We start from the raw sequence: 24,304 nt of genomic DNA on the forward strand, positions 1-24,304 counted from the left end.
TCAGGACATGGACAAGCAGAAGGCTCTCGAAGCCGCGCTCGCGCAGATCGACCGCGCGTTCGGCAAGGGCAGCGCGATGAAGCTCGGCTCGCGCGAGAAGATCGAGATCGAGACCATTTCGACGGGCTCGCTCGGACTCGACATCGCGCTCGGCGTCGGCGGCCTGCCGCGCGGCCGCATCGTGGAGATTTACGGGCCGGAAAGCTCGGGCAAGACGACGCTGGCGCTGCATGCGGTGGCGGAAGCGCAGAAGGCGGGCGGCACGGCGGCCTTCGTCGATGCCGAGCATGCGCTCGACCCGGTCTATGCCAAGAAGCTCGGCGTCGATGTCGACAATCTCATCGTCTCGCAGCCCGACACCGGCGAGCAGGCGCTCGAGATCACGGACACTCTGGTGCGCTCCAACGCGATCGACATCCTGATCGTGGATTCGGTCGCCGCGCTCGTGCCCCGCGCCGAGATCGAGGGCGAGATGGGCGACAGCCATGTCGGCCTTCAGGCCCGGTTGATGAGCCAGGCGCTGCGCAAGCTCACCGGCTCCATCTCCAAGTCCAAATGCCTCGTCATCTTCATCAACCAGGTGCGGATGAAGATCGGCGTCATGTACGGCAATCCGGAAACGACGACGGGCGGCAACGCGCTCAAATTCTACGCCTCCGTCCGGCTCGACATCCGCCGCACCGGCCAGATCAAGGACCGCGACGACATCGTCGGCAACGCGACCCGGGTGAAGGTGGTGAAGAACAAGGTGGCGCCGCCGTTCAAGCAGGTCGAGTTCGACATCATGTATGGCGAAGGCGTGTCGAAGGTCGGCGAGATCCTCGATCTCGGCGTCAAGGCGGGGCTGGTCGAGAAATCCGGCGCCTGGTTCAGCTACGATTCGATCCGCATCGGCCAGGGCCGGGAGAATGCGAAGAATTATCTGCGCGAGAATCCGGAGGTCGCCCATCGCCTGGAACAGGCGATCCGGGGCAAGACCGAAGCGGTCGCCGACGCCCTCATGACGGGCCCGTCCGCGGAGGACGATCTCTGAGCGTCGGTTTCCGGCGCTGACGAGGCGGGGACGGGGAGGGGCCTTGGGGGCATGCCGCAGGCGTGCTCTTGGGCCGCTCCCCTCGCCACACGACGGCATTGCCTCCGGCGCCGCGCCTGGACGCCCTGAACGCCGAAGCGGGGCGGAGGCCTAGAGGCACGCCTCCAGATAAGGCTGGTCGAAGCCGAACATCTTCGCCTTCTCCAGCGTGTAGGGTCGAAGGCCCATCGAGCGATATTCGCCGATGATCTTGCCGTCCGGCGTCTCGTCCAGATATTCGAACTTGAACAATTCCTGGGTGACGATCACGTCGCCTTCCATGCCGATCACCTCGGTGATGTTGGTGGTGCGGCGCGAGCCATCGCGCAGGCGCTTGACCTGGACGATGAGGTCGACCGAGTCGGCGATCTGGCGGCTGATCGCTTCCTTCGGCACCTTGATGTCGGACATCATCACCATATTCTCCATACGCGCCAGCGCCTCGCGCGGGCTGTTGGAGTGGAGGGTGCACATCGATCCGTCGTGGCCGGTGTTCATCGCCGCCAGCATGTCGAAGCATTCCGGTCCGCGGATCTCGCCGAGGATGATGCGGTCCGGCCGCATGCGCAGCGCGTTGATGACCAGGTCGCGGATGGTGATCGCGCCCTGACCTTCGAGGTTCGGCGGGCGGGTTTCGAGCGGGAGCCAGTGCGGCTGCTGAAGCCGCAATTCGGCCGCGTCCTCGATGGTGATGACGCGCTCGCCCGGGTCGATCAGCTTCGACAAGGCGTTCAGCATCGTCGTCTTGCCCGAGCCGGTGCCGCCCGAGATGACGACGTTGAAGCGGCTCGCGCCGGCGATCTTCAGCGCCGTCGCCATCTTCTCCGACATCGATCCGAAATTCTTCATCATGTCGAGCGTGATCGGCTTCTCGGAGAATTTGCGAATCGAGATGGCGGTGCCGCGCAGGCTGAGCGGCGGGACGATGACGTTGACGCGGCTGCCGTCCGGGAGGCGCGCGTCGGCGAGGGGCGTGGTCTGGTCGACGCGGCGGCCGACCTTGTTCACGATCCGCTGCGCGATCTGGAACAGATGCTCCTCGTCGCGGAACTGGATGGAGGCGATCTGCAGCTTGCCCTTCTTTTCGACGAAGGTCTGGTTCGGCCCGTTCACCATGATGTCCGAGATGTCGGGATCGTTCAGCAGCTCCTCGAGCGGACCGAGGCCGAGCAGTTCGTCGACCAGCACCTTTTCCAGCGCGAACTGCTCGCGCCGGTTGAGGTTGATCTTGAGCTCGTTCAGCACCTCGCCGATGATCGGCCGGAATTCCTCGGCGAGCTCGTCCTTGCTGAGCGTCGCCGCCGCTTCGGGATCGACCCGCTCCAGCAGCCGGGGCAGGACCTGCTCCTTGATGCGGTGGATCGCCGCCTCGAAGCCTTCGCTGCGCGAGGAGGCCGCCTCGCCGCTGCCGGCCTGGCGGTCGGCGAGCCGGCTCATGGCGTCGGAGCGGTCGCCGCGGGCGGGCGCCTCTTCGGCCAGCGCCTCGAGCGGCGGGAACTGGTCTCCGCCGGCATCGGCCGCCGCGAAGCCGGCGCCCTTCATCGGCTTGGCGACACCGAAGGTCGGGCGCGCGCCCGTTCCGCCTGCACCGTTGCGTCGTCCAAAAGCGCTCATGATCTTCGCCAACCTCGATGCCGTTCGTGCCGGATGCGGTGAATAAGCGGGAAACTTTGACAATTGACTAATCGGCCCCGGCGGGTGCCAAGGCGCGGATGGACAAGATGCAACGCAGCGCCCGCGCCGCGCTCGGCCTCGCGCTCGTCGGCTTCGCGCTGCTGTCGGTCGGCGACGCCGTGGTGAAGTCGATGGCGGGGCAGTGGCCCGCGCCGGCGGTCTCGGCGCTGCGCTACGGCTTCGGCGCGCTCGGCCTCGCGGTCGCGGTCGCGATCCGGCACGGCCGCGACGGCTTCGTGCTGCCGCGCCCGCGGCTGCAGCTCGGCCGCGGCGCGGCGGTGGCGCTCGCCACCATCTGCTTCTTCCTGGGCGTGATGGCGATGCCGCTCGCCGACGCGACCGCGATCCAGTTCACCAGCCCGATGATCACCGGCCTCCTGTCCGCGCTCGTGCTCGGCGAGCGCGCTCCGCGCGCGGTGTGGGCGGCGACCGCGCTCGCTTTCCTCGGCGTGCTCATCGTGCTGCGGCCCAATGTGCTGGAGCTGGGCGCCGAGGCGCTCTATCCGCTCGGCGCCGCCTTCGGCATGGCCTGGCTGATGATCTTCAACCGCAAGTCGGCGGGGCTGGCGCCGGTGCTCGTCATGCAGCTCCTCCTGGCCGCGATCGCCGCGCCCCTGCTGATCGCCGTCGCGCTCCTCCTCGGCCTGTTCGGCATGGAGATCGGCTGGCCGAGCGCGGCGGTGGTGCTGAAATGCGCGAGCGTGGCGGTGACGGCGACGATCGGTCATCTCCTCATCTATGCGGCGACGGTGCGGGCGAGCGCCGCAGTGGTGGCGCCGATGACCTATGTCCAGCTGATCGTCGCGGCGGCGCTCGGCTGGATCTGGTTCGCCGACGCGCCGGACGCCGGCACCTGGGCCGGCGCCGCCCTGATCGTCGGCGGCGGCCTGCTCCTCTGGCGCTCGCAGCGGCGGCCGATGGTGCCGCGCACGCCGGACTGAGCGGGGCGCCTCAGCGCAGCTGGCTGTCCTTGCTGCCGCGGCGGTTGATGCCGGCGCCGGGGGTGCGGGCATCGCGGCCGGACTGGCAGGCGACGCAGGTCCGCGCGCCGGGCAGGGCGAGGCGGCGCCCCTCCGGGATCTCCTCGCCGCATAAGACGCAGTGCGTCTCGCCCTCGCCCGAGGCGGCGGCCGCCAGCCGCCCCCGCGCCGCCAGCACCGCGTCCGCGACGGTGTCGTCGATCTGATCCTGCACCGCGCCGTCGCGCGACCATCCGCCGGCCATTGCGCACTCCATCCTTGCCGCCGACAGAACGAACGCCGCGCCCGCCCGGTTCAACGGCCCGCGAAAGCGAAGGCGGCGAAGGCGGCGAAGGTGACGAAGGTGCCGCGACGTGCGCGCCACGGTGCGGCGAGCTGAGGCGGCGGCGAAAGGCCGGAGACAAGCGGGCGGGCGGCCTCACCGCCCGGCGCCGGCGCGCGCGGCCACGCGCAGGGCGGCGATCAGCAGCCGGTCGTTGAACAGGCGCCGCGTGCCGCGCTGGATGCCGCGGTAGAAATAGGGGACCTCGACGCCGTTCAGCGCCTGATCGATCGCGTGCGACCGGACGACGTCCTGCCCCTGGGCCTGCGCCGCCTCCCAGGCGCGGGCGAAGCCGCTGTCCGGCCCGGCCCGCTTCAGCAGCGCATAAGCCGACTTGCGGCTCATCCCCGCCGCCTTGGCGGCTTCCGACACCAGGCCGATCCTCGCCAGCGCATCGATGAACGCCCGCTGCCGCCCGGCCGTCCAGCCGTCGCGGCGGCGCGACGCGGACGGGACGGGATCGAAGACCAGGGGGGCGTCGGAGGAGGCGGAATCGCTCATCCGCCAGTATGTGGCGGAAAGCAGGGGCTGTAGGAAAGTTCTTTCTTTGTTCTGATGCGGCTGGTAAATTTGACGCATGAACATTGACGAATATGAGAATGGCGGACGCGCACTCTATGTGGACTTTGCGGAGGCGGTGGCCGCAATCCTCCAAGCAGCGGTGGCCGAGGGCAACGACTTGCGGCTGCAGAACATCCAACATCGCGCTAAGGAGGTGAACTCGTTGCGAGCCAAGCTCGCCAAGTCCGAGGCGGCGGCGGATGCGACGATCGGTGACATTGCCAAAGACGTCGCCGGCTGTCGATTGATCTTCTACACCAATGGTGACGTATATCTTCTCTATGCTAACCCTGAGCGCATGTTTGATGCGCTGATCGCGATGCGCTTAGCGGCGACGACTAAGAACGAACGTGATCCGATCGATGATCTTAGCCGCCGCTTCGCGCAGCACGATCGGCGCGCTTGGCAGCAGGTTGGACCAGGGCTCCAGCGACTGTTGATTGGCCGTATCGCAGACCTTGATGACGCGGCGCTCGTCGCGGCGGCACCCACTGCTACCATCATGCTGCGCGAGGCGCTGTCGAGCACGGTAACCGGGACGAGTTGGGAGGAAGAGTCTGTGACGCTGCATAGCGGGTCGGTCGCGGTGACTGGCGACCTTAAGGCGCTGCGGCGTGACGCACTACACCAGCTCGAGCGCCTGTATGGCCTGCTTAGCGAGGACAACGCACGCAACGAAATTCGCGATGCTATGCTAACGGCGGGCAATACGCCGAACGGTGCCGGCTACTCCGACCTCCTCGGCGAGGCTATCATGGACGATCTCACGCACGTCGTCCGGTTTTTCATCACGGTTGTGCCCAACCTCGGTTTAGAAGCGAGGCGACAACTCGAGGTTAATCTGCACCATAAATTTTACATGTACCACGCGCTGCCAGCGGGGATGGCGGACAACGCCGATTTGGTGGCAGCTCAAGCGCGTCTTGTAGACGCGATCATGGCGTGCCGCGCGGCGCTCGATGACGATCCCGATTTAGGCCGCTATCGCTTGCTCGTCGGACACGACAGCGTGACCCCGGCCATGTGGACGAAGCCCGGGTTCGATTTTCAGACGGCGGCGAAAGACCGTTCTGCTGCGATCGATTCTCTGGTTGCGAGTGTCGATGCGGCGAGCACCGGCGAATGGCTCGCGCGGCTTGATCGATTTGTCGAAACTCGTAGCGATGATAGGGCGAATTTTGTCGGCCTGGAGGAGTTTATCAAGAAGCTCGCCGCCGCTCAGCCTGACATCCTGCTCAATTGGATGCCGCAACTAAGTGACCGACTCGCCAACTGGTTGCCTGGCATGCTGCATGGTCTGTCAGAGGCAGGTCATGGTGCGGCGGTTGATCCGCTGATTGAGGCTTGGGTCGAGGAGGACATTCGCCGCAAAGTTCATCAGGTCGGCGGACAACCAACTCGCAATGGAACGCCGCCGCGCCGACCGTTCGATCGCGTTGCGTAAAATCACGTATGAGGAGTAGGCCCGTGCTGCTTCGGCGGCTGCACTGAAGTCGGCGGCGTTACGTGCGCGCGCTTTAACTTCTCTGCGAGCTCCGCGCCTCTGCGTGAAACCCGATCCGGTTTTGGGGCAGGCGGGGAGGTGGGGGCATTCGTTCGGAGGCGGGGCACCCTCACCCCGGCCCTCTCCCGGGGGGAGAGGGGGCGGGGGCACCCTTTGCGGCTTCGCATAAAACCGGGTTCAGCTTCGCTGGGCGCGCGGGCGTGGGGGCGATCGTTCGGGGCGCCGGAGCCCCCTCACCCCAACCCTCTCCCCGCCGGGGAGAGGGGGCTATCCTTCGTGTGAGGCCTCTGCTTCCTCGGCAGCCGTAACGGGAGTGGATCCCGTGACGTCAGTCGGTCTCGCTGGCGCGGCCCGCTGGCCGGCCCTTCGACAGGCTCAGGACAGGCTTTTCGCGACGGCGCATTCCTTCCCGGCATTTCACGCGGAGGGCGGGGAGGGGAAGGGAGGCGTGGAGCGGAGGGACTGATCGGCTGCGGTGCGGATTGGGGCTGGTCGTGACGTGGGGGGCGCGTTGCCCTCCGCGTTCTCTGCGGTCTCTCCGCGCCTCTGCGTGAAACCCGATCCGGCTGCGGGTGCAGGCGGGGAGGTGGGGGCGTTTGTTCGGAGGCGGGGCACCCTCACCCCGACCCTCTCCCGGGGGGAGAGGAGGTGGGGGCGTTGTCTTTGCGGCTTCGCGTGAATCCCAGCTGCCTGAGCAGCCGTCACGGGGGCGGCCCCGTGACGTCGAACGGGTTGGCTCCGCCACCCGCCGGCCGGACTGCGCGCTCTCTTCGCGCTGCTCCGGCGGAGGTGGATGGTCAGAGGATGAAACTCGGAGTCAGGACCCCCTCACCCCAACCCTCTCCCCGCCGGGGAGAGGGGGTTATTGGTCGAGGAAAGAGCGCATTTTCCTAGAGCGCGAAGGATGTTTCAGCTTCCTCAAGGCCTTGGCCTCGATCTGGCGGATCCGCTCACGGGTAACAGAGAACTGCTGCCCGACCTCCTCGAGCGTATGATCCGTATTCATCCCGATCCCGAAGCGCATGCGCAGCACGCGTTCCTCGCGGGGGGTTAGGGAGGCGAGGACGCGGGTGACCGTTTCCTTGAGGTTCGCCTGGATCGCGGCGTCGACCGGGATGACGGCGTTCTTGTCCTCGATGAAGTCGCCGAGGTGGCTGTCTTCCTCGTCGCCGATCGGGGTTTCGAGGCTGATCGGCTCCTTGGCGATCTTCATCACCTTGCGGACCTTTTCGAGCGGCATGGACAGGCGCTCGGCCAATTCCTCCGGGGTCGGCTCGCGGCCGATTTCGTGGAGGATCTGGCGGGAGGTGCGGACCAGCTTGTTGATCGTCTCGATCATGTGGACCGGGATGCGGATGGTGCGGGCCTGGTCGGCGATCGAGCGGGTGATCGCCTGCCGGATCCACCAGGTGGCGTAGGTGCTGAACTTGTAGCCGCGGCGATATTCGAATTTGTCGACCGCCTTCATCAGGCCGATATTGCCTTCCTGGATGAGGTCCAGGAACTGCAGGCCGCGATTGGTGTATTTCTTGGCGATGGAGATGACGAGCCTGAGGTTCGCCTCCACCATCTCCTTCTTGGCGATGCGGGCCTCGCGCTCGCCTTTCTGCACCTGGTTCACGATGCGGCGGAATTCGGCGAGGCTCATGCCGGTGGCCTGCGCGATCTCGGCGATCTCGGCGCGGATGCGCTCGATCGCGTCGGATTCCTGATCGCAGAAGCTCGCCCATTTCTTGTCGAGCTTGCACACGCGCTCCGACCAGCCCTCGTCGAGCTCGTGGCCCATATAGGCGTCGAGGAAGGCCTTGCGCGGCACCTTGTGGCGCTCGGCGAGGCGCAGCATCTGGCCGCCAAGCGCGGTCAGGCGCCGGTTGTAGCTGTAGAGCTGATCGACCAGATATTCGATCTTGGCGCCGTGGAACTGGACGCTCTCCACCTCGGCGGTGAGCTGTTCGCGCAGCTTCTGATATTTGTTCTCGTCGCCGCCGGGGAATTCGCGGCCGAGGCTCATCGACTCCATGCGCGAGGACTGGAGGCGGGAGAATTTCTTGTAGAGATCGGTGATGCGGGCGAAGCGCTCCAGCGCCTGCGGCTTCAGCGTCTCTTCCATCTGGGCGAGCGAGAGGGTGTTGTCGTCCTCGTCCTCGTCGGTGCTGGCGCGCGGGGTGCGGCGCTCGACGAGGCTGTCCTCCTCGTCCTCGCTCTCCTCCTCCTCGACCTCGTCCTCCTCGCGGAAGGAGGGGCCGGCGGTCTTTTCGGAGATGTCGCCGTCCTCGCCTTCCTCGGCGCCTTCCACCTGCTCCGGGGTCGGGCCCTTGGAGAGCATCGCCTCGAGATCGAGGATCTCGCGCAGCTGCATCTGGCCGACGTTCAAGGCGTTCGACCATTCGATGATCGCGTTGAAGGTGATGGGCGATTCGCACAGGCCCCAGATCATCGTGTCGCGGCCGGCCTCGATGCGCTTGGCGATCGCGATCTCGCCCTCGCGGGAGAGCAGCTCGACCGCGCCCATCTCGCGCAGATACATGCGCACCGGATCGTCGGTGCGGTCGACCGTTTCCTTCTTCTTCTCGACGACGAAGCGCTCGACGTCGCCGCCTTCGACCTCCTCGACGCCCGAATCCTGCTCGCCGTCCTCCTCGTCGGCCTCCTCGGCCTCGACGACGTTGATGCCCATTTCCGAGATCGCGGACATGACGTCCTCGATCTGCTCGGAATTCATCTGGTCCTGGGGCAGGGCTTCGTTGAGCTCGTCATAGGTGACGTAGCCGCGCTTCTTGGCACGGCTGATCAGCTTTTTCAGCGAGGCTTCGTTGAGGTCGATCAGCGGCGCGTCGCCGTTCTCGGTCTTCTCGTTGGTCTCGGCCGTATTCGTCTTCGCCATTCGCACGCCTTAATCGCAATAAGGACAGTCAGCCCGCGCCGCCTTCGATCAGCGTCGCCAGCTGCCTGTCCGCCTCGTCCCGCGCCGCCCGGAGCCGCTGCTGCTCCTGGAAAGCGGCTTCGTCGCCTTCGTCCTTCAGCCTCGCGGTCGCCGCCTCGAGAGCCGCGTCGAGCCCGGGCCGTGCTGCCAAAGTCTCGATCGCCAGAACGAGGTCGCGTCGGGCACGTTCCGGATCGGCATCACGTCGGGTGAAGGAAAAAGCAAGTCCTCGCTTCGGGCCCGGCTCCTCCAGAAGAGCAGCCGCGCCCTCATCCGCCAATATGGTATCAACCCGGTCGCGATCAAGTTCGCCGTGCAGCAGCGCGGCTTCGAGCAGCCTGGAGCGGATGCGCGCGGTCGCGCGGTCGGCGAGCGGAAGGGCGGCGACGGCCTCGGAATGGTCGGCGATCACCTCCGGGTGGCGCAGCAGGCCGGCGAGCACCGCCCGCGCCATCTGCGGCGCCAGACCGCCGATTCCGACCGCCTTCGCCTCGGCCGAGGCGGGGCGGGGCGGGGGCTGCCAGCGGCCGCCGCGCATCTGGCCTCCTCGGGCCTGGCCTCCTTGCCCCCGCTGCCACTGCGGCCGCGCGGGACGGGTGAGGGCGTCGAAGCGGGCGAGGAGATCGGAGCGATATTGGTCGCGCACGTCCGGATCGCCGATCGCGCCGACATGGTCGAGCAGCCGCCGGCGAAGGCCCGCGCGCTGTTCGGGAGTCGCGAGCGGCTCGGCTTCGCTTTCGTGCCGCCACAGCCGCTCGACCAGCGGCTCCGGCCGCTCGAGCAGTTCCTCCAGCGCCGCCCGGCCCCTGGCGCGGAGCAGATCGTCCGGATCCTGGCCGGCGGGCAAGGTCACGAAGCCGAGCGAACGGCCCGGGCCGACATGGGGCAGGGCACGCAGGGCCGCGCGGACGGACGCCTTCTGACCCGCCGCGTCGCCGTCGAAGCACAGGATGGGCGAGGGGACCAGCCGCCACATCCGCTCCAGCTGACCCTCGGTCAGCGCGGTGCCGAGCGGGGCCACGCCTTCGGCGATCCCCGCCTGATCCAGCGCCACCACGTCCATATAGCCTTCGACCACGATCAACCGCCCGGTGCCCCGGCTCGCCGGCGCCGCATGATGGAGGTTGAACAGGGTGCGGCCCTTGTCGAACAGGGGGGTTTCGGGGGAATTCAGATATTTGGGCTCTCCGTCGCCCAGGATGCGGCCGCCGAAGGCGATCACCCGGCCGCGCTGGTCGCGGATCGGGATCATCAGCCGGCCGCGGAAGCGGTCGTAGCGCTCGCGCTCCCCCTCCGGCTCGATCAGGAGGCCGGCCTCGACCAGTTTGTCCTCGCCGAGCCCCTTCAGCGCCGCCTTCAGCCGCCCCCGCCCGTCCGGCGCGAAGCCGAAGCCGAACTTGTGCTGGACCTCCGGCCGGATGCCGCGCCGCGCCAGATAGTCGCGCGCGCCCGCGCCCTCGATCCCGCCGAGCTGCTCCACGAACCAGGACTGCGCGGCGTCCATGACGTCGTAGAGGCCGGCCGCGCGCTCCGCCTTGGCCTGGGCGCGAGGATCGGGAGCGGGAACGTCGAGGCCGGCGGCGTCCGCAAGCTCCTTCACCGCCTCCATGAACGGCATGCCGCGCGCGTCCGTCAGGAAGCGGATGGCGTCGCCATGGGCGGAGCAGCCGAAGCAGTGATAGAAGCCCTTCTCGTCATTGACGTAGAAGCTCGGCGTCTTCTCCTTGTGGAACGGACAGCAGGCCTTCCACTCGCGCCCGGCCTTCTGCAGCTTCACATGCTTCGAGATCAGCGCCGAAAGCGACGTGCGCGCGCGCAGCTCGTCGAGAAAGGCGGGCGACAGGCTCATTCACTCCCCTCCCGCTCGCGGGAGGGGCCGGGGGTGGGGCTGTCCGCGAAAATCCGTTCGGTCGTCATCAGCACCCCGTCGATATTCCCCAGCACCTCATCGTTCCAGAAGCGGATGACGCGATGGCCCTCGGCCTCGATGCGGGCGCCTTCGTCCTGATGCGGGTGGTCGGTCGGCAACAGGCCCTTCCCCTGACCCCCTCCCGCAAGTGGGAGGGGGGATTTGCGCCAACCCCTCCCGCGAGCGGGAGGGGGGTTCGCTAGCCCAAACGCGCCTTCACCATCTGGCTGGCCTTGCTCATGTCGATCTGGCCGGCGTGGCGGTCCTTCAGCACCGCCATCACCTTGCCCATGTCCTTGATGGAGGCGGCGCCGGTTTCGGCGACGATCGCGTCGATCGCGGCGACGGCTTCGGCCTCGCTCATCTGGCGGGGCAGGAAATCCTCGATCACGGAGACCTCGGCCGCCTCGGCCTCGGCCAGCTCCTCGCGCCCGCCTTTCCTGTACATGTCGATCGATTCGCGGCGCTGCTTGATCATCTTCTGCAGCACCTCGGTCACCAGCACGTCGTCGTCGGGCGTGGCGGAGGCGGTGCGCAGCTCGATGTCCCGGTTCTTGATCGCCGACTGGATGAGGCGGATGGTGGCGGTGCGCGGCTTGTCGCCGGCCTTCATGGCGGCGGTGAGGTCGGCCTTGATGTCGTCGCGAATCATGGGACTTTCCGGGGCTGATTTTTGGGAAAGCGGCGAGCATAGCGGCGGCCCCGGCTTTTTAATAGATTGACGCTCCCGGCCCCTGCCACTAGCGGACGAGCCTTAGCGACATCGCCAGCCCCTCTGTCCGGAGTTTACGCCTCATGGCCAACGCCAAGCCCACGCCTGCGCCCGAAGGAGCGACCGGCGTTCTGGTTCTGGCGGACGGCACGGCGATCTGGGGCAGGGGCTTCGGCGCGGAAGGGCAGGCGGTCGGCGAGGTCTGCTTCAACACCGCGATGACCGGATATCAGGAGGTGATGACCGATCCCTCCTACGCCGCCCAGATCATCGCCTTCACCTTCCCGCACATCGGCAATGTCGGCGCCAATTACGAGGATCTGGAGGCGGACAATCCGCACGCTCTGGGCTGCGTGGTGCGCGAGGACGTGACCGATCCCAGCAATTTCCGCGCGGTCCAGCGCTTCGACCAGTGGATGCGCGCCAACGGCCGCATCGGCCTGTCGGGCGTCGACACCCGCGCACTGACCCGCCGGATCCGCGAGCAGGGCGCGCCGAACGGGGTGATCGCGCACCATGCGGACGGCGCGTTCGACATCGACGCGCTGGTCGAGCAAGCCCGGGCCTGGCCGGGCCTGGAAGGCATGGACCTCGCCAAGGAGGTGTCCTGCCGGCAGATGTACCGCTGGTCGGGCGGGCGCTGGCAGCTCGGCCGCGGCTATGCCGAGCATCCCGACGACGAGAGCCGGCCGCACGTGGTCGCGATCGATTACGGCTCCAAGCGCAACATCTTCCGCAACCTCGCCGATGCCGGGGCGCGCGTCACCGTGCTGCCCGCCACCGCTAGCTATGAAGAGGTGATGGCGCACGCGCCCGACGGCATCTTCCTGTCGAACGGCCCGGGCGATCCGGCGGCGACCGGCGAATATGCGGTGCCGGTGATCCGCCGGCTGCTGGAGACGAACCTGCCTTTGTTCGGCATCTGCCTCGGCCACCAGCTGCTCGGCCTCGCGGTCGGCGCGAAGACGGCGAAGATGCACCAGGGCCATCGTGGGGCGAACCATCCGGTGAAGCGCCTGGAGGACGGCCGCGTCGAGATCACCAGCATGAACCACGGCTTCGCGGTCGAACGCGACACCCTGCCGGAGAATGCCCGCGAGACGCATATCTCCTTGTTCGACGGGAGCAATTGCGGCTTCGAGCTGACCGACCGGCCGGCCTTCTCGGTGCAATATCATCCGGAGGCGAGCCCGGGCCCGCAGGACAGCACCTATCTGTTCGAGAAGTTCGTGGGGCGGCTTTGTTGAGGAGCTGGCGCATCTCAAATCCCTCGCCCCCTTCAGGGGGAGAGGGAAAGCCGGCGCGAAGCGGCGGCAGGGAGAGGGGGGAGTCGAGACAATGCCCCGGCCTAAGGCGACTTCCCCCTCTCTCCTCGCCGCTGACGCGGCTCTCCCCTCTCCCCCTGAAGGGGGCGAGGGGTTTCCGGGTCGCGGCCCAGCGCGATCAGGATGGCGCGCAGGACCCCGTCGAGATTGGTCAGCACGTCGTCGTTGGTGAAGCGCAGGACGCGCCAGCCGCGGCTTTCCAGCTCACGCGTCCTTGCCGTGTCATAAGCTTCTCGCCCGACGTGCGTCTCGCCATCCAACTCGACGATCAGCCGGTGCGAACGCGCGGCGAAGTCGGCGATGTAAGGGGCGAGCACCGCCTGCCGCTGGAATTTGACGCCGAGCCGGCCGGCGCGCAGCCGGGACCAGAGCAACGCCTCCGGACCGGTCTGCTCGCTGCGCAATTCCTTCGCCCGCTTGCGGGTATGCGGGTGGCGCTGCGTCATTCGGACTCCCCCCTCTCCCCAACCCCTCTCCCCCTGAAGGGGGCGAGGGGCTTTGCAACGAGCCTAGCATAGATGCCCAAGCGTACCGACATCTCCTCCATCCTCATCATCGGCGCGGGTCCGATCGTCATCGGGCAGGCGGCGGAGTTCGATTATTCCGGGACGCAGGCGCTGAAGGTGCTGAAGGAGGAGGGCTTTCGGGTCGTCCTGGTCAATTCCAATCCGGCGACGATCATGACCGATCCGGAGCTGGCCGACGCGACCTACATCGAGCCGATCACGCCCGAATATGTGACCCGCATCATCGAGAAGGAGCGGCCCGACGCGGTGCTTCCGACGATGGGCGGTCAGACCGCGCTCAATACCGCGCTCGCTCTCTTCAAGGACGGGACGCTCGACCGCTACGGCGTCAAGATGATCGGCGCCGACGCCGACGCCATCGAGATGGCCGAGGATCGGCTGAAGTTCCGCGAGGCGATGGACCGGATCGGCCTCGAAAGCCCGCGCTCGCAGATCGCCCACAGCCTGGACGACGCCATGAAGGCGCTCGACCATGTCGGCCTTCCCGCCATCATCCGGCCGAGCTTCACCCTGGGCGGCACCGGCGGCGGCATCGCCTACAATCGCGAGGAGTTCGTCGAGATCGTCAGCGGCGGGCTTGAAGCCTCGCCGACCACCGAGGTGCTGATCGAGGAATCGGTGCTGGGGTGGAAGGAATATGAGATGGAGGTCGTCCGGGACCGGAACGACAATGCCATCATCATCTGCTCGATCGAGAATTTCGATCCGATGGGCGTCCATACCGGCGATTCCATCACGGTCGCGCCGGCGCTGACGCTGACCGACAAGGAATATCAGGCGATGCGCAACGCGAGCATCGCCGTGCTGCGCGAGATCGGGGTGGAGACCGGCGGCTCGAACGTCCAGTTCGCCGTCAATCCGGCCGACGGGCGGCTGGTGGTGATCGAGATGAACCCGCGCGTGTCGCGCTCGTCGGCGCTCGCCTCCAAGGCGACGGGTTTCCCGATCGCCAAGGTCGCGGCCAAGCTCGCGGTCGGCTACACGCTCGACGAGATCCAGAACGACATCACCGGCTGCACCCCGGCCTCGTTCGAGCCGACCATCGACTATGTGGTCACCAAGATCCCGCGCTTCGCCTTCGAGAAGTTCCGCGGCTCCGAGCCGTTGCTGTCGACGGCGATGAAGTCGGTCGGCGAGGTGATGGCGATCGGCCGCAATTTCCACGAGAGCCTGCAGAAGGCGCTGCGCGGCCTCGAGACCGGGCTCAACGGGCTCGACGAGGTCAAGGAGCTGGCCGGCGCGCCGCGCGCGGAGATCGAGGCGGCGCTGGCGCGGCCGACGCCGGACCGGCTGCTCGTCGCCGCGCAGGCGCTGCGCGAGGGCTTCACCGTCGCGGAGGTTCACGCGATCGCCAAATACGATCCCTGGTTCCTGGAGCGGATCAGGGAGATCGTCGACGCCGAGGAGGCGATCTGCAGCGACGGGCTGCCCAACCATGCGGCCGGGATGCGCCGGCTGAAGGCGATGGGCTTTTCCGACAAGCGGCTGGCCGAGCTCGCGATCCGCGCCGCGAACATCCGCGGCGGGGCGGGCGAGGCGCTCGCCCGCGGCCATGGCCTGATCCACGACGCGGTGAAGGCGATGACCGGCGCGACGACGCAGGACGAGGTGCGGGCGCTGCGCCACCGGCTCGGCGTGCGGCCGGTGTTCAAGCGGATCGACACGGTTGCCGCCGAATTCGCCGCCCGGACCCCCTATATGTATTCGACCTACGAGGCGCCGAGCTTCGGCGCGCCGGAGGACGAGAGCGAGCCGAGCGACCGAAGGAAGATCGTGATCCTGGGTGGCGGGCCGAACCGGATCGGGCAGGGCATCGAATTCGATTATTGCTGCTGCCACGCCTGCTTCGCGCTCGGCGACGAGGCGGCCGGCGGCGCCGGCTTCGAAACGATCATGATCAACTGCAATCCGGAGACGGTGTCGACCGATTACGACACGTCCGACCGGCTCTATTTCGAGCCGCTGACCGTCGAGGACGTGCTCGAGATCCTCCATGTCGAGAAGTCGCGGGGCGAGCTGGTCGGGGTGATCGTCCAGTTCGGCGGCCAGACGCCGCTGAAGCTCGCCGCCGCGCTGGAGCGGGAGGGGATCCCGATCCTCGGCACCTCGCCCGACGCGATCGATCTCGCGGAGGACCGCGAGCGGTTCGCGGCGCTTGTCGAGCGGCTCGGCCTCAGGCAGCCGATGAACGGCATCGCCCGCTCGCGCGAGGAGGCGATCGCGGTCGCCGAGCGGATCGGCTATCCGGTGCTGACCCGCCCTTCCTACGTGCTCGGCGGGCGGGCGATGGAGATCGTCGACGGGCCGGCGCAGCTCGAGGATTATATCGTGACCGCAGTGCAGGTGTCGGGCGACAGCCCGGTGCTGATCGACCAATATCTGCGCGACGCGATCGAGGTCGACGTCGACGCGATCTCCGACGGCAAGGACGTGGTGATCGCCGGCGTCATGCAGCATATCGAGGAAGCGGGCGTCCATTCGGGCGACAGCGCCTGCTCGCTGCCGCCCTACAGCCTCGACGCGGCGATCGTCGAGGAGATCGAGCGCCAGGCGCGTGCGCTCGCCCAGGCGCTCGGCGTCGTCGGGCTGATGAACGTGCAGTTCGCGGTGAAGGATGGGCTCGTCTACCTGATCGAGGTCAATCCGCGCGCCAGCCGCACCGTGCCGTTCGTCGCCAAGGCGATCGGCACCCCGATCGCCAAGATCGCGGCGCGGGTGATGGCGGGCGAGCCGCTGATCAACTTTCTGCCGCTCCGGCGCGACGTGCCGCACATCGCCGTCAAGGAGGCGGTGTTCCCGTTCGCCCGCTTCCCCGGCGTCGATCCCGTGCTCTCGCCGGAGATGAAGTCCACCGGCGAAGTCATGGGAATCGCCGACGATTTCGCCACCGCCTTCCTCAAGTCTCAGCAGGGCGCGGGGCTGCAGCTGCCGACGTCGGGCACCTTGTTCGTGTCGGTGAAGGACGGCGACAAGTCGCTGATCGTCCCGCCGGTGCGCGCGCTGATCGAGCTCGGCTTCAAGGTGATCGCGACGTCGGGCACCGCCGATTATCTGCGGGCCGAGGGGCTGGAGGTGACGCAGGTCAACAAGGTGGCGCAAGGCCGGCCGCACATCGTCGACAAGATCAAGGACGGCGCGGTCGATCTCATCTTCAACACCACCGAAGGGTGGCAGAGCCACCGCGACTCCGCCTCGATCCGCGCCTCGGCGCTGATGGCGAAGGTGCCCTATTTCACCACGGCGGCGTCGAGCGCGGCCGTGGTGCGGGCGATCGCGGCGCTCGGCGCGCGCCGACTTGAAGTTCGGTCGCTGCAGGACTATTATTCCGCCTCCAAAGCGTAATCCCGACAAGCTGGAACCAGGTGCGTCGTCTTTACCCGAAGACGGCTCCAGCGAAGTTTGACGAAAGGCAGATCTGTATGGCGACGGTGGAAAAGATGCCGATGCTGGCCGAAGGCTATGAGCGGCTTCAGACCGAGGTGCGCCACCTGAAGACGGTGGAGCGCCCGGCCATCATCGAAGCGATCGAGGAAGCGCGCGCCCATGGCGACCTTTCCGAAAATGCCGAATATCATGCCGCCAAGGAACGCCAGGGCCAGGTCGAGGCGCAGATCGCCGACATCGAGGACCGGCTGAGCCGCGCGATGGTGATCGATCCGACCACCCTGTCGGGCGACAAGGTGGTGTTCGGCGCCACCGTCCATCTCCTCGACGAGAACGACAAGCCGGTGACCTACCAGATCGTCGGCCAGACCGAGGCGGACGCGAAGGTCGGCCGGATCAGCTATTCGAGCCCGCTCGGCCGGGCGCTGATCGGCCGCAACGTCGGCGACGAGGTCGAGGTGTCGACCCCGTCCGGCGACCGCTATTACGAGATCGAGAAGATCGAATTCATCTGATCGCGGCGGACTGAGCGCTCATGCGGCCTCCGGACAGCTGGCGCGGCGCGCGCGCCACCCTCGCGATCGGCGGAGCGACGATCCTCGCCTATCTGATCGTCGCCCTGTTCGGCCTGTACACCTGGTCGATCCTGTGGGGCGGCTTCATTCCGCTGCGCGCGGCGGTGGACGGCGCGCCCGGCGCGCCGTTCCTGCTGACGCCGCTCACCGCGACGCTGGTCCACGCCGGCACCTTTCACCTCATCTTCAACATGCTGATCCACTTCTTCTGCGGCCGGCCGGTGGAAGGCGTGCTGGGGCCGGCGGCCTTCCTGATCCTCTATGTGGGCGGCGCCTATATGGCGGCGGGGGTTCATTATGCGCTGAACCCGCTCGATCATGTGCCGATGGTGGGCGCGAGCGGGGCGGTGTCGGCGGTGCTCGGCGCCTATGCGATGCTGTTTGGCCGCAACAAGGTGAAGGTGGCGGACCCGCGGCTGGCGACGTGGCTCAACGCGCTGTGGCTGATGGCGGCCTGGGTGGCGTTGCAGGTGATCCTGGGCATTGTGTTCGGCACGGCCGGGATCCAGGTGGCGATCGGCGCGCATATCGGCGGCTTCCTGCTCGGCCTGCTGCTCGCCAATCCGCTGCTGCTGTGGCGCTATCGCGGCGCCTGAGCCGCCCCGCCTATTTCAGCTCCGGCTCCAGCAGGCGGTGGAGGTGGACGACGACATATTTCATCTCGGCATCGTCGACCGTGCGCTGGGCGTTGGCGCGCCAGGCGTCGAGGGCGCTCGCATAATCGGGGAACAGGCCGACGAAATCGATGGCGGCGAGATCGACGAAGTCGAGGCCCTGCGGGTCGCGAACGCGTCCGCCGAAGACAAGGTGCAATTTGCTCATGGAGCGACCGCCTAGAAAGGAACGGCGGAGGGCGCAAGGCCCGGGAAGCGGGAATCCCGGCGCGCGAGGGGAGCGCGCGCCGGGACGTCCGGATCAGTCCTTGGAGGCGACGGCGTCGACCACCGCCTGACCGACCTTCTGGACGGCGCTGTTGCTGATTTCGTCGATCTGCTCCTTGGCCGCGTCGGTGGCGTTGCGGGCCGCCTCGCGGGCGGCATCGGTCAGCTTGTGGCCCACCCCGCCCAGCGCCTCGCGCTCGCGGCGGGTTGCCGGAAGCACCGCGGCGAGGACAGCGCCCAGGGCGAAACCGCCGAGGATCGCCGCGACCGGATTGTTCGACAGGTTCTGCGTCGACCAGTCCGTGCCCCGCCCGACCGTGTCGCGGGCGCTCTCATAGGCCTTGCTGGCCCGCTCGCGCGCCGCTTCGTATGCGGAACTCGTCCGCTCGCGCGCGGCGTCATAGGCGTCGGACGCCTTGCTGCGGGTGTCGTCGAGGGTGCTGGTGTCGCTGGCTGCGGTCATGTAATCGCTCCTTCCTTCGCGATGGCCGGGTCCACGAAGGGAGCCGCCACCTCATAGTTGATGTCTTGATTGTCGATGTGGGTGGTGACGCGGCCGTCGTCTTCCGGGCCGTTCCACAGCCGCGAAACCGCCCGCTTGAGCGGCTTGCGCGCCAGGAACAGCGTGAAGACGCCGATCGCGGCGGACACCGCGGCGGGCCGGTCCTTCACCACCGCCAGCGCATCGTCGGCGATGTCGTTGCCCTTGTCGCGCACCCCCTCCCACGCCTCGGTGGCGAGCGTCTTGGGGTGGAGGCGCTGCTGAAGGGCGCCGAGCGTCGTTTCGAGCTGGCTGCGCGCCCATTCGGCATGGCGCTTGGCGTTTTCGAGATCCTTGGGAGTCGTCATCGCGCGATCTCCCCGTCCTCGAGCGCCTTGCGTTCGTCCTCGTCGCCGCCGAGAGCACTCATCTTGCCGAGGCCCCAGCGCAGCAGCACGAAGGCGACGATGCCATAGGCCGCGGCCACCGCGATGCCGGCGGCGACCGGGCCGATGATGACGGCAAGCCCCATCACCAGCCCGACCGTGATCGCCGTCAGTGCCGACAGGCCGAGCACGGCCGCCGCGCCGAGCGCGGCGATGCCGTTCTTCGCCTTGGACGCCCGGTAGGCCGCGATCTGCTTGTAGAGATTGACCTCCGCACGGGCATAAGTGCGGCCGTCCTCGATCAATTGGCCGATGAGGTCGCCGATCGACTCGTCAGGCGGAAGCTGGGTCCGGGCGTCCACCGATCAGGCTCCGCCGCCCGAGCGGTTGCGGCCGCCGTTTCCGCCGGTGCCGTTCCCGCCGGCGCCGCCGCTCCTGCCGCTCACGTCGTCGAGGCCGGTCTTCACCAGCCGGACGAGCGCGAAGCCGAGCACGGCGGCGGTCGCGACCGCCATGCCGGGGCTCTTGCGGACCACCGAGCGCGTATTGTCCAGCAGATCGTCGAGCGACTTGTTGCGGATCGTGTCGGCGAAGTCGTGGACCGCGCTGGCCGCGCGATGGGCATAGTCGCCATATTCGGAGCCGAGCCGCTCGTCGATCTGGCGCGCGGCCTCCTCGATCACTTCGGAAACCTCGTCGAGCGTGCCGCAGGCGCGGTCCTTGCCCTGTTCGGAATAGTCGCGGATCTTGTCGGTCGCCTGGCTGCGCAGCGACTGGACCTGGTCGCGCACCTGGCTGACCAGCTTGTCCGCGACGCCGTTGGCGGTGCCGCCGGTGTCGTCGCCGCCGCTGCTGCTGGCGACGAAGCCCGAGCTCGAGCCGCCGCTGCCGCCCGTGGCGCCGCCTCCGCCCGAGGACGTTCCGCCGCCGCCGGTCGTGCTTCCGCCAAGTCCGGTCGTGGAGCCGCCGGTGCCGGTGGTGGTGCCGCTCGTGCCGGTGGTGGTGCCGCCGGTTCCGGCCGCAGTGCCGCCGGCGCCGGTGGTGGCGCGGCCGCTGCTGCCGGCAGCGCCGCCGATGATCTGATCCGTGCCTTCGGGCAGTTCGGAATCGCGTGGCATGAATCTTCCTCCGCTGGTTGGGGTGAAACTCTTGTCGTGAGAACACTCTGTTCCGGCCTTGCGTTCCTTTCCCCGAAACGAAAGTTGCGCGCCGGCGACCGCGCCGATAAGCCGCGCTTGCATTCCTTTTAGCTCATAACGAGGCCGTAACAAATGACCGCGATCATCGACGTCCACGCTCGCCAGATCCTCGACAGCCGCGGAAATCCGACGGTCGAGGTCGACGTGTGGCTGGAGGACGGGAGCATGGGGCGGGCGGCCGTGCCGTCCGGCGCGTCCACCGGCGCCCATGAGGCGGTGGAAAAACGGGACGGGGAGAAGGGCCGCTGGCACGGCAAGGGAGTCGGCCGGGCCGTGGACGCCGTCACCGGCGAGATTTTCGAGGCGCTCGCCGGCCTCGAGGCCGAGGACCAGGCCGAGATCGACGCCAAGATGATCGCGCTCGACGGCACGCCGAACAAGTCGCGGCTCGGCGCCAACGCGATCCTGGGCGTCAGCCTCGCCGTCGCCAAGGCGGCGGCGGAGGCGCGCGGCCTTCCGCTCTACCGCTATGTCGGGGGCGTGTCCGCGCAGCTGCTGCCGGTGCCGATGATGAACATCATCAACGGCGGCGAGCATGCCGACAATGCGATCGACTTCCAGGAATTCATGATCATGCCGGTCGGCGCCGAAAGCCTGTCGGAGGCGGTGCGCTGCGGGGCGGAAATCTTCCACACGCTGAAGAAGCGGCTTCACGAGGCGGGCCTGTCGACCGCGGTCGGCGACGAAGGCGGTTTCGCGCCGAACCTCGCCTCGACCCGCGACGCGCTCGACTTCATCATGCGCTCGATCGAACAGGCCGGCTACACGCCCGGCGACGACGTGGTGCTGGCGCTCGACTGCGCCGCCACGGAATTCTTCCGCGACGGCGCCTATCATATGGAAGGGGAGGGGAAGACCTTCTCGCCGGAAGAGATGGCCGGCTTCCTCGCCGAGCTCGCCGAAGCCTATCCGATCCGCTCGATCGAGGACGGCATGGCCGAGGACGATTTCGACGGCTGGAAGGCGCTGACCGACCGCATCGGCGACCGCGTGCAGCTCGTCGGCGACGATCTGTTCGTCACCAATCCCAAGCGGCTGGCGATGGGCATCGAACAGGGCCTCGCCAATTCGCTGCTCGTCAAGGTCAACCAGATCGGAACGTTGAGCGAGACGCTGGAGGCGGTGAGCATGGCGCAGCGCGCGGGCTACACCGCAGTGATGTCGCACCGGTCCGGCGAGACGGAGGACACGACCATCGCCGATCTCGCCGTCGCGACCAATTGCGGGCAGATCAAGACCGGCAGCCTCGCCCGCTCCGACCGGCTCGCCAAATACAACCAGCTGATCCGCATCGAGGAGGAGCTGGCCGGCGCCGCCCGCTATGTGGGGCGGAGCATCTTCCGCGGCTGATCGGCGCGGCCGGGCTCCACCGGTCGCGAATTTCGTCGCTGCCGCAGAAAAGCGCTTGATTCGGAGGCGCTTTGCTGATTCTGTGACCGGACCATGACGGGCGGGCGGTCTCCACTTCATCTGATCAAGCGGGCGGCGTTGCCGGCCGTCGCCTTGCTCGTGATCGTCAACTTCGCGGGCTATGCCATCGCCGGCGAGAACGGCGTGCTGAGCCTGGGCGAATATCGCCACGCCAAGGCCGAGAAGGCGATGGTGCTGGTCGCGCTGGAAGAGGAGAGGGCGCGGCTCAGCCACCGCGCCGAGCTGCTCGACCCCCAGCGCGCCGATCCGGATCTCGCCGAGGAACTGGTGCGGCGCGAGCTCGGGCTCGTCCGTCCGGACGAGGTGATCATCGAGATCGACGAGGCGCCCGCGGCGCCGCCCGCCCCTCCGTCTCCCGCCCACTGACGTCCCGCGCCCCGTAGATGCCGCAGGGGCTGCGGCACCCGTTGCGCGGCCACGCGTTTGCCGCCATAGAGCCGCCAACTCATCGGATCGCAACGAAAGGGGCCTTGGACACGTGGCCAAAGCAGCATCGTCGAAACGCGGAGGCGCGAAGGGTGACGCTACGGCGGCCGCGCCCGAGGCGCCCAACCGGGCCACGAACCGCGAACGCCCCGCCGAACCCCGCCGGCGCGAGGCGGACCGGGCGGAGCTGCTCGAATATTACCGTCAGATGCTGCTCATCCGCCGCTTCGAGGAGCGGGCGGGACAGCTTTACGGGCTCGGCCTGATCGGCGGCTTCTGCCACCTCTATATCGGCCAGGAAGCGGTCGCGGTCGGCCTGCAGTCGGCGCTCGACACGTCGAAGGACAGTGTCATCACCGGCTATCGCGACCACGGCCACATGCTCGCCTACGGCATCGATCCCAAGGTGATCATGGCGGAGCTGACCGGGCGGCAGGCCGGCATCTCCAAGGGCAAGGGCGGCTCGATGCACATGTTCAGCGTCGAGCATAAATTCTACGGCGGCCACGGCATCGTCGGCGCGCAGGTGAGCCTCGGCACCGGCCTCGCCTTCAAGCACAAATATTCGGACGACGGCGGCGTGTGCCTCGCTTATTTCGGCGATGGCGCGGCCAACCAGGGCCAGGTTTACGAAAGCTTCAACATGGCCCAGCTCTGGGGCCTGCCGATCATCTACGTGATCGAGAACAACCAATATGCGATGGGCACCAGCGTCAATCGCGCCTCGGCCGAGGACCAGCTCTACAAGCGCGGCGAAAGCTTCCGCATCCCGGGCCTCCAGGTCGACGGCATGGACGTGCTCGCGGTGCGCGGCGCGGCCGACGCGGCGCTGGAATGGGTGCGCGGCGGCAAGGGGCCGATCCTGCTGGAGCTCAAGACCTACCGCTATCGCGGCCATTCGATGTCCGATCCGGCCAAATACCGCTCGCGCGAGGAAGTGCAGGCGGTGCGCGAACAGTCCGATCCGATCGAGGCGGTGAAGCGCGAGCTGGAAAAGGCCGGCGCGAGCGAGGACGAGCTGAAGGCGATCGACCGCCAGATCAAGGAGATCGTCGCCGAGTCCGCCGATTTCGCCGAACAGTCCCCTGAGCCCGATCCGGCCGAACTCCATACCGACGTTCTGGTCGAGAGCTATTGATGTCGTCCCCCGCCGTCATCGCGCGCCTTGCCGTGACGGTTTCTCGCGAGGCTGTGATTCTCTGATGCCGATCGAACTGAAAATGCCCGCTCTGTCTCCCACGATGGAGGAGGGTACGCTCGCCAAATGGCTGGTGAAGGAAGGCGACAGCGTCGCGTCCGGCGACATCCTGGCCGAGATCGAGACCGACAAGGCGACGATGGAATTCGAAGCCGTCGACGAAGGGACGGTCGCGAAGATCCTGGTGCCCGAAGGCACCGACGAGGTGAAGGTCGGGACCGTGATCGCGCTGCTCGCCGGGGAAGGCGAAGACGCGGACGGCGTCGCGGGCGGCGCGCATTCGGACGGCGGCGGCGAAGAGGGCATCGCCGCACCGCCCCCAGAAGAGGGGCAGGTCCGTGCGGTCCGTGTGCAGACGCACGTAGCTCCCCCGGGGGGCAATGGCCAGGGCCAGGAGCATGGCCCGGAGTTCCGCTTCCCCCGAGTCCCGCACCCCGGGGAGGGCCAGACGCCCCGTGGCCACCGTCCTTCCCTCCAGGCTCAGCACCGCGCTGGCAGAGCCGTCCCCCTCCTTCAGGGAGCCGTCCGTGTAGCCCATGAGCATGGTTGGCCTGCCCACCACGTTCAGGACCCGTCCCTTCGGGTCCAGATAGGCCGCCTCCCCGCGGCGCACGGCCTCCTCGTAGAAGCTCCGCGCCTCCTCCTCGCTCCCGAAAACCCGGAGGCTGCTCCCCCGCACCCCACCCACCTGGGCGTTGGCCTCCTTGCCGTTCCGGTAGATCCCCGGGGCGATGCCCCGCAGGACCACGTACCACTTCTCCTCCTCCACGCCCCCTCCCCTGGCGGGAAGCCGTGAACTGGGCGGGGATACCCCTCGGGCACTCCGGTCCTTCC

23 protein-coding genes and 2 pseudogenes are annotated in these 24,304 nt (G+C 67.8%); 11 read left to right on the forward strand and 14 right to left on the reverse strand.

What is annotated here, in order from left to right:
* The first annotated feature begins 7 nt into the window (after positions 1-7).
* Positions 8-1,033, forward strand: coding sequence for a recombinase RecA (recA, locus tag ACK4K7_RS03705; RefSeq protein ID WP_431863850.1), 1,026 nt, complete (start codon positions 8-10; stop codon positions 1,031-1,033).
* 150 nt (positions 1,034-1,183) lie between these two features.
* On the opposite strand, the gene ACK4K7_RS03710 is transcribed toward recA, so the two are convergent.
* Positions 1,184-2,686 (reverse strand): CpaF family protein, encoded by a 1,503-nt coding sequence (locus tag ACK4K7_RS03710; RefSeq protein WP_431863851.1) that lies wholly within the window; start codon positions 2,684-2,686, stop codon positions 1,184-1,186.
* A 98-nt stretch (positions 2,687-2,784) separates the two neighbouring features.
* Between ACK4K7_RS03710 and ACK4K7_RS03715 the strand changes: the two genes are divergently transcribed.
* Positions 2,785-3,687: a DMT family transporter gene (locus tag ACK4K7_RS03715; RefSeq protein WP_431863852.1), complete on the forward strand. Its 903-nt coding sequence runs from the start codon at positions 2,785-2,787 to the stop codon at positions 3,685-3,687.
* A gap of 10 nt (positions 3,688-3,697) precedes the next feature.
* Here ACK4K7_RS03715 and ACK4K7_RS03720 read toward each other — a convergent pair whose 3' ends face one another.
* Together ACK4K7_RS03720 and ACK4K7_RS03725 are read right to left on the reverse strand one after the other, a co-directional pair.
* Entirely contained in the window at positions 3,698-3,970 is a 273-nt protein-coding gene (locus ACK4K7_RS03720) for a DksA/TraR family C4-type zinc finger protein (RefSeq protein WP_431863853.1), read from the reverse strand.
* Between the two features lie 174 nt (positions 3,971-4,144).
* Positions 4,145-4,549 carry a hypothetical protein gene (locus tag ACK4K7_RS03725; protein ID WP_431863854.1) on the reverse strand — a complete coding sequence of 135 codons (405 nt, stop codon included), beginning with the start codon at positions 4,547-4,549 and terminating at the stop codon, positions 4,145-4,147.
* 76 nt (positions 4,550-4,625) lie between these two features.
* Here ACK4K7_RS03725 and ACK4K7_RS03730 point away from each other — a divergent pair, with 76 nt between their 5' ends.
* Positions 4,626-6,053, forward strand: a complete 1,428-nt coding sequence (locus ACK4K7_RS03730; RefSeq protein WP_431863855.1) for a hypothetical protein — start codon at positions 4,626-4,628, stop codon at positions 6,051-6,053.
* A 922-nt stretch (positions 6,054-6,975) separates the two neighbouring features.
* Here the strand turns inward: ACK4K7_RS03730 and rpoD are convergent.
* The 4 genes from rpoD to ACK4K7_RS03750 form a co-directional block, all read right to left on the reverse strand.
* Positions 6,976-8,997, reverse strand: coding sequence for an RNA polymerase sigma factor RpoD (rpoD, locus tag ACK4K7_RS03735; protein ID WP_431863856.1), 2,022 nt, complete (start codon positions 8,995-8,997; stop codon positions 6,976-6,978).
* A gap of 28 nt (positions 8,998-9,025) precedes the next feature.
* A complete protein-coding gene (gene dnaG / locus ACK4K7_RS03740) occupies positions 9,026-10,885 on the reverse strand; it encodes a DNA primase (protein ID WP_431863857.1) in 1,860 nt (619 codons plus the stop codon).
* Entirely contained in the window at positions 10,882-11,064 is a 183-nt protein-coding gene (locus ACK4K7_RS03745) for a DUF559 domain-containing protein (protein ID WP_431863858.1), read from the reverse strand. Before ACK4K7_RS03745 ends, dnaG begins: the two co-directional genes overlap by 4 nt.
* An 80-nt stretch (positions 11,065-11,144) precedes the next feature.
* The gene (locus tag ACK4K7_RS03750; protein ID WP_431863859.1) at positions 11,145-11,597 is read right to left on the reverse strand and encodes a GatB/YqeY domain-containing protein; all 453 of its coding nucleotides are present in this window, start codon (positions 11,595-11,597) and stop codon (positions 11,145-11,147) included.
* A gap of 143 nt (positions 11,598-11,740) precedes the next feature.
* Here ACK4K7_RS03750 and carA point away from each other — a divergent pair, with 143 nt between their 5' ends.
* Positions 11,741-12,904, forward strand: coding sequence for a glutamine-hydrolyzing carbamoyl-phosphate synthase small subunit (carA, locus tag ACK4K7_RS03755; RefSeq protein WP_431863860.1), 1,164 nt, complete (start codon positions 11,741-11,743; stop codon positions 12,902-12,904).
* A 101-nt stretch (positions 12,905-13,005) separates the two neighbouring features.
* Here the strand turns inward: carA and ACK4K7_RS03760 are convergent, their stop codons facing one another.
* Entirely contained in the window at positions 13,006-13,428 is a 423-nt protein-coding gene (locus tag ACK4K7_RS03760; RefSeq protein WP_431863862.1) for an endonuclease domain-containing protein, read from the reverse strand.
* Between the two features lie 72 nt (positions 13,429-13,500).
* On the opposite strand from ACK4K7_RS03760, the gene carB reads away from it, so the two are divergent.
* The 3 genes from carB to ACK4K7_RS03775 all read left to right on the forward strand — a co-directional run bounded on the left by carB (position 13,501) and on the right by ACK4K7_RS03775 (position 18,064).
* A complete protein-coding gene (carB, locus tag ACK4K7_RS03765) occupies positions 13,501-16,851 on the forward strand; it encodes a carbamoyl-phosphate synthase large subunit (protein WP_431863863.1) in 3,351 nt (1,116 codons plus the stop codon).
* 77 nt (positions 16,852-16,928) lie between these two features.
* On the forward strand, positions 16,929-17,408 hold the full coding sequence (greA, locus tag ACK4K7_RS03770) for a transcription elongation factor GreA (RefSeq protein ID WP_431863864.1): 480 nt from the start codon (positions 16,929-16,931) through the stop codon (positions 17,406-17,408).
* A 20-nt stretch (positions 17,409-17,428) separates the two neighbouring features.
* Positions 17,429-18,064, forward strand: coding sequence for a rhomboid family intramembrane serine protease (locus ACK4K7_RS03775; protein WP_431863865.1), 636 nt, complete (start codon positions 17,429-17,431; stop codon positions 18,062-18,064).
* Between the two features lie 10 nt (positions 18,065-18,074).
* Here ACK4K7_RS03775 and ACK4K7_RS03780 read toward each other — a convergent pair whose 3' ends face one another.
* The 5 genes from ACK4K7_RS03780 to ACK4K7_RS03800 form a co-directional block, all read right to left on the reverse strand.
* Positions 18,075-18,290, reverse strand: coding sequence for a DUF4170 domain-containing protein (locus tag ACK4K7_RS03780; protein ID WP_431863866.1), 216 nt, complete (start codon positions 18,288-18,290; stop codon positions 18,075-18,077).
* 93 nt (positions 18,291-18,383) lie between these two features.
* Positions 18,384-18,812, reverse strand: a complete 429-nt coding sequence (locus ACK4K7_RS03785; protein WP_431863867.1) for a hypothetical protein — start codon at positions 18,810-18,812, stop codon at positions 18,384-18,386.
* Complete coding sequence (locus ACK4K7_RS03790; RefSeq protein WP_431863868.1) at positions 18,809-19,198, reverse strand: DUF3618 domain-containing protein; 390 nt, start codon at positions 19,196-19,198, stop codon at positions 18,809-18,811. The genes ACK4K7_RS03785 and ACK4K7_RS03790 overlap by 4 nt, the downstream gene beginning before the upstream one ends.
* Positions 19,195-19,578 (reverse strand): phage holin family protein, encoded by a 384-nt coding sequence (locus tag ACK4K7_RS03795; protein ID WP_431863869.1) that lies wholly within the window; start codon positions 19,576-19,578, stop codon positions 19,195-19,197. Before ACK4K7_RS03795 ends, ACK4K7_RS03790 begins: the two co-directional genes overlap by 4 nt.
* A 3-nt stretch (positions 19,579-19,581) precedes the next feature.
* Positions 19,582-20,334: a hypothetical protein gene (locus tag ACK4K7_RS03800; protein ID WP_431863870.1), complete on the reverse strand. Its 753-nt coding sequence runs from the start codon at positions 20,332-20,334 to the stop codon at positions 19,582-19,584.
* A 153-nt stretch (positions 20,335-20,487) separates the two neighbouring features.
* Between ACK4K7_RS03800 and eno the strand changes: the two genes are divergently transcribed.
* The 4 genes and pseudogenes from eno to ACK4K7_RS03820 all read left to right on the forward strand — a co-directional run.
* Positions 20,488-21,765: a phosphopyruvate hydratase gene (eno, locus tag ACK4K7_RS03805; protein ID WP_431863871.1), complete on the forward strand. Its 1,278-nt coding sequence runs from the start codon at positions 20,488-20,490 to the stop codon at positions 21,763-21,765.
* 93 nt (positions 21,766-21,858) lie between these two features.
* Positions 21,859-22,212: an FtsB family cell division protein gene (locus ACK4K7_RS03810; protein ID WP_431863872.1), complete on the forward strand. Its 354-nt coding sequence runs from the start codon at positions 21,859-21,861 to the stop codon at positions 22,210-22,212.
* Positions 22,213-22,324: 112 nt separating this feature from the next.
* Entirely contained in the window at positions 22,325-23,410 is a 1,086-nt protein-coding gene (gene pdhA / locus ACK4K7_RS03815; protein ID WP_431863873.1) for a pyruvate dehydrogenase (acetyl-transferring) E1 component subunit alpha, read from the forward strand.
* 64 nt (positions 23,411-23,474) lie between these two features.
* Positions 23,475-23,733, forward strand: a pseudogene (locus ACK4K7_RS03820) (biotin/lipoyl-containing protein); the annotation flags it as partial.
* A 422-nt stretch (positions 23,734-24,155) separates the two neighbouring features.
* Here the strand turns inward: ACK4K7_RS03820 and ACK4K7_RS03825 are convergent.
* A pseudogene (locus ACK4K7_RS03825) lies at positions 24,156-24,239 on the reverse strand (viroplasmin family protein); the annotation flags it as partial.
* Positions 24,240-24,304 lie beyond the last annotated feature (65 nt).

It is taken from the genome of Allosphingosinicella sp. (assembly GCF_046295735.1).
Lineage (GTDB): Bacteria > Pseudomonadota > Alphaproteobacteria > Sphingomonadales > Sphingomonadaceae > Allosphingosinicella.

Bases quoted from the DNA above. Each gene is read 5' to 3' on its own strand.
- recA (WP_431863850.1), top strand. From the start codon at position 8: ATGGACAAGCAGAAGGCTCTCGAAGCCGCGCTCGCGCAGATCGACCGC.
- ACK4K7_RS03710 (WP_431863851.1), bottom strand. From the start codon at position 2,686: ATGAGCGCTTTTGGACGACGCAACGGTGCAGGCGGAACGGGCGCGCGC.
- ACK4K7_RS03715 (WP_431863852.1), top strand. From the start codon at position 2,785: ATGGACAAGATGCAACGCAGCGCCCGCGCCGCGCTCGGCCTCGCGCTC.
- ACK4K7_RS03720 (WP_431863853.1), bottom strand. From the start codon at position 3,970: ATGGCCGGCGGATGGTCGCGCGACGGCGCGGTGCAGGATCAGATCGAC.
- ACK4K7_RS03725 (WP_431863854.1), bottom strand. From the start codon at position 4,549: ATGAGCGATTCCGCCTCCTCCGACGCCCCCCTGGTCTTCGATCCCGTC.
- ACK4K7_RS03730 (WP_431863855.1), top strand. From the start codon at position 4,626: ATGAACATTGACGAATATGAGAATGGCGGACGCGCACTCTATGTGGAC.
- rpoD (WP_431863856.1), bottom strand. From the start codon at position 8,997: ATGGCGAAGACGAATACGGCCGAGACCAACGAGAAGACCGAGAACGGC.
- dnaG (WP_431863857.1), bottom strand. From the start codon at position 10,885: ATGAGCCTGTCGCCCGCCTTTCTCGACGAGCTGCGCGCGCGCACGTCG.
- ACK4K7_RS03750 (WP_431863859.1), bottom strand. From the start codon at position 11,597: ATGATTCGCGACGACATCAAGGCCGACCTCACCGCCGCCATGAAGGCC.
- carA (WP_431863860.1), top strand. From the start codon at position 11,741: ATGGCCAACGCCAAGCCCACGCCTGCGCCCGAAGGAGCGACCGGCGTT.
- ACK4K7_RS03760 (WP_431863862.1), bottom strand. From the start codon at position 13,428: ATGACGCAGCGCCACCCGCATACCCGCAAGCGGGCGAAGGAATTGCGC.
- carB (WP_431863863.1), top strand. From the start codon at position 13,501: ATGCCCAAGCGTACCGACATCTCCTCCATCCTCATCATCGGCGCGGGT.
- greA (WP_431863864.1), top strand. From the start codon at position 16,929: ATGGCGACGGTGGAAAAGATGCCGATGCTGGCCGAAGGCTATGAGCGG.
- ACK4K7_RS03775 (WP_431863865.1), top strand. From the start codon at position 17,429: ATGCGGCCTCCGGACAGCTGGCGCGGCGCGCGCGCCACCCTCGCGATC.
- ACK4K7_RS03780 (WP_431863866.1), bottom strand. From the start codon at position 18,290: ATGAGCAAATTGCACCTTGTCTTCGGCGGACGCGTTCGCGACCCGCAG.
- ACK4K7_RS03785 (WP_431863867.1), bottom strand. From the start codon at position 18,812: ATGACCGCAGCCAGCGACACCAGCACCCTCGACGACACCCGCAGCAAG.
- ACK4K7_RS03790 (WP_431863868.1), bottom strand. From the start codon at position 19,198: ATGACGACTCCCAAGGATCTCGAAAACGCCAAGCGCCATGCCGAATGG.
- ACK4K7_RS03800 (WP_431863870.1), bottom strand. From the start codon at position 20,334: ATGCCACGCGATTCCGAACTGCCCGAAGGCACGGATCAGATCATCGGC.
- eno (WP_431863871.1), top strand. From the start codon at position 20,488: ATGACCGCGATCATCGACGTCCACGCTCGCCAGATCCTCGACAGCCGC.
- ACK4K7_RS03810 (WP_431863872.1), top strand. From the start codon at position 21,859: ATGACGGGCGGGCGGTCTCCACTTCATCTGATCAAGCGGGCGGCGTTG.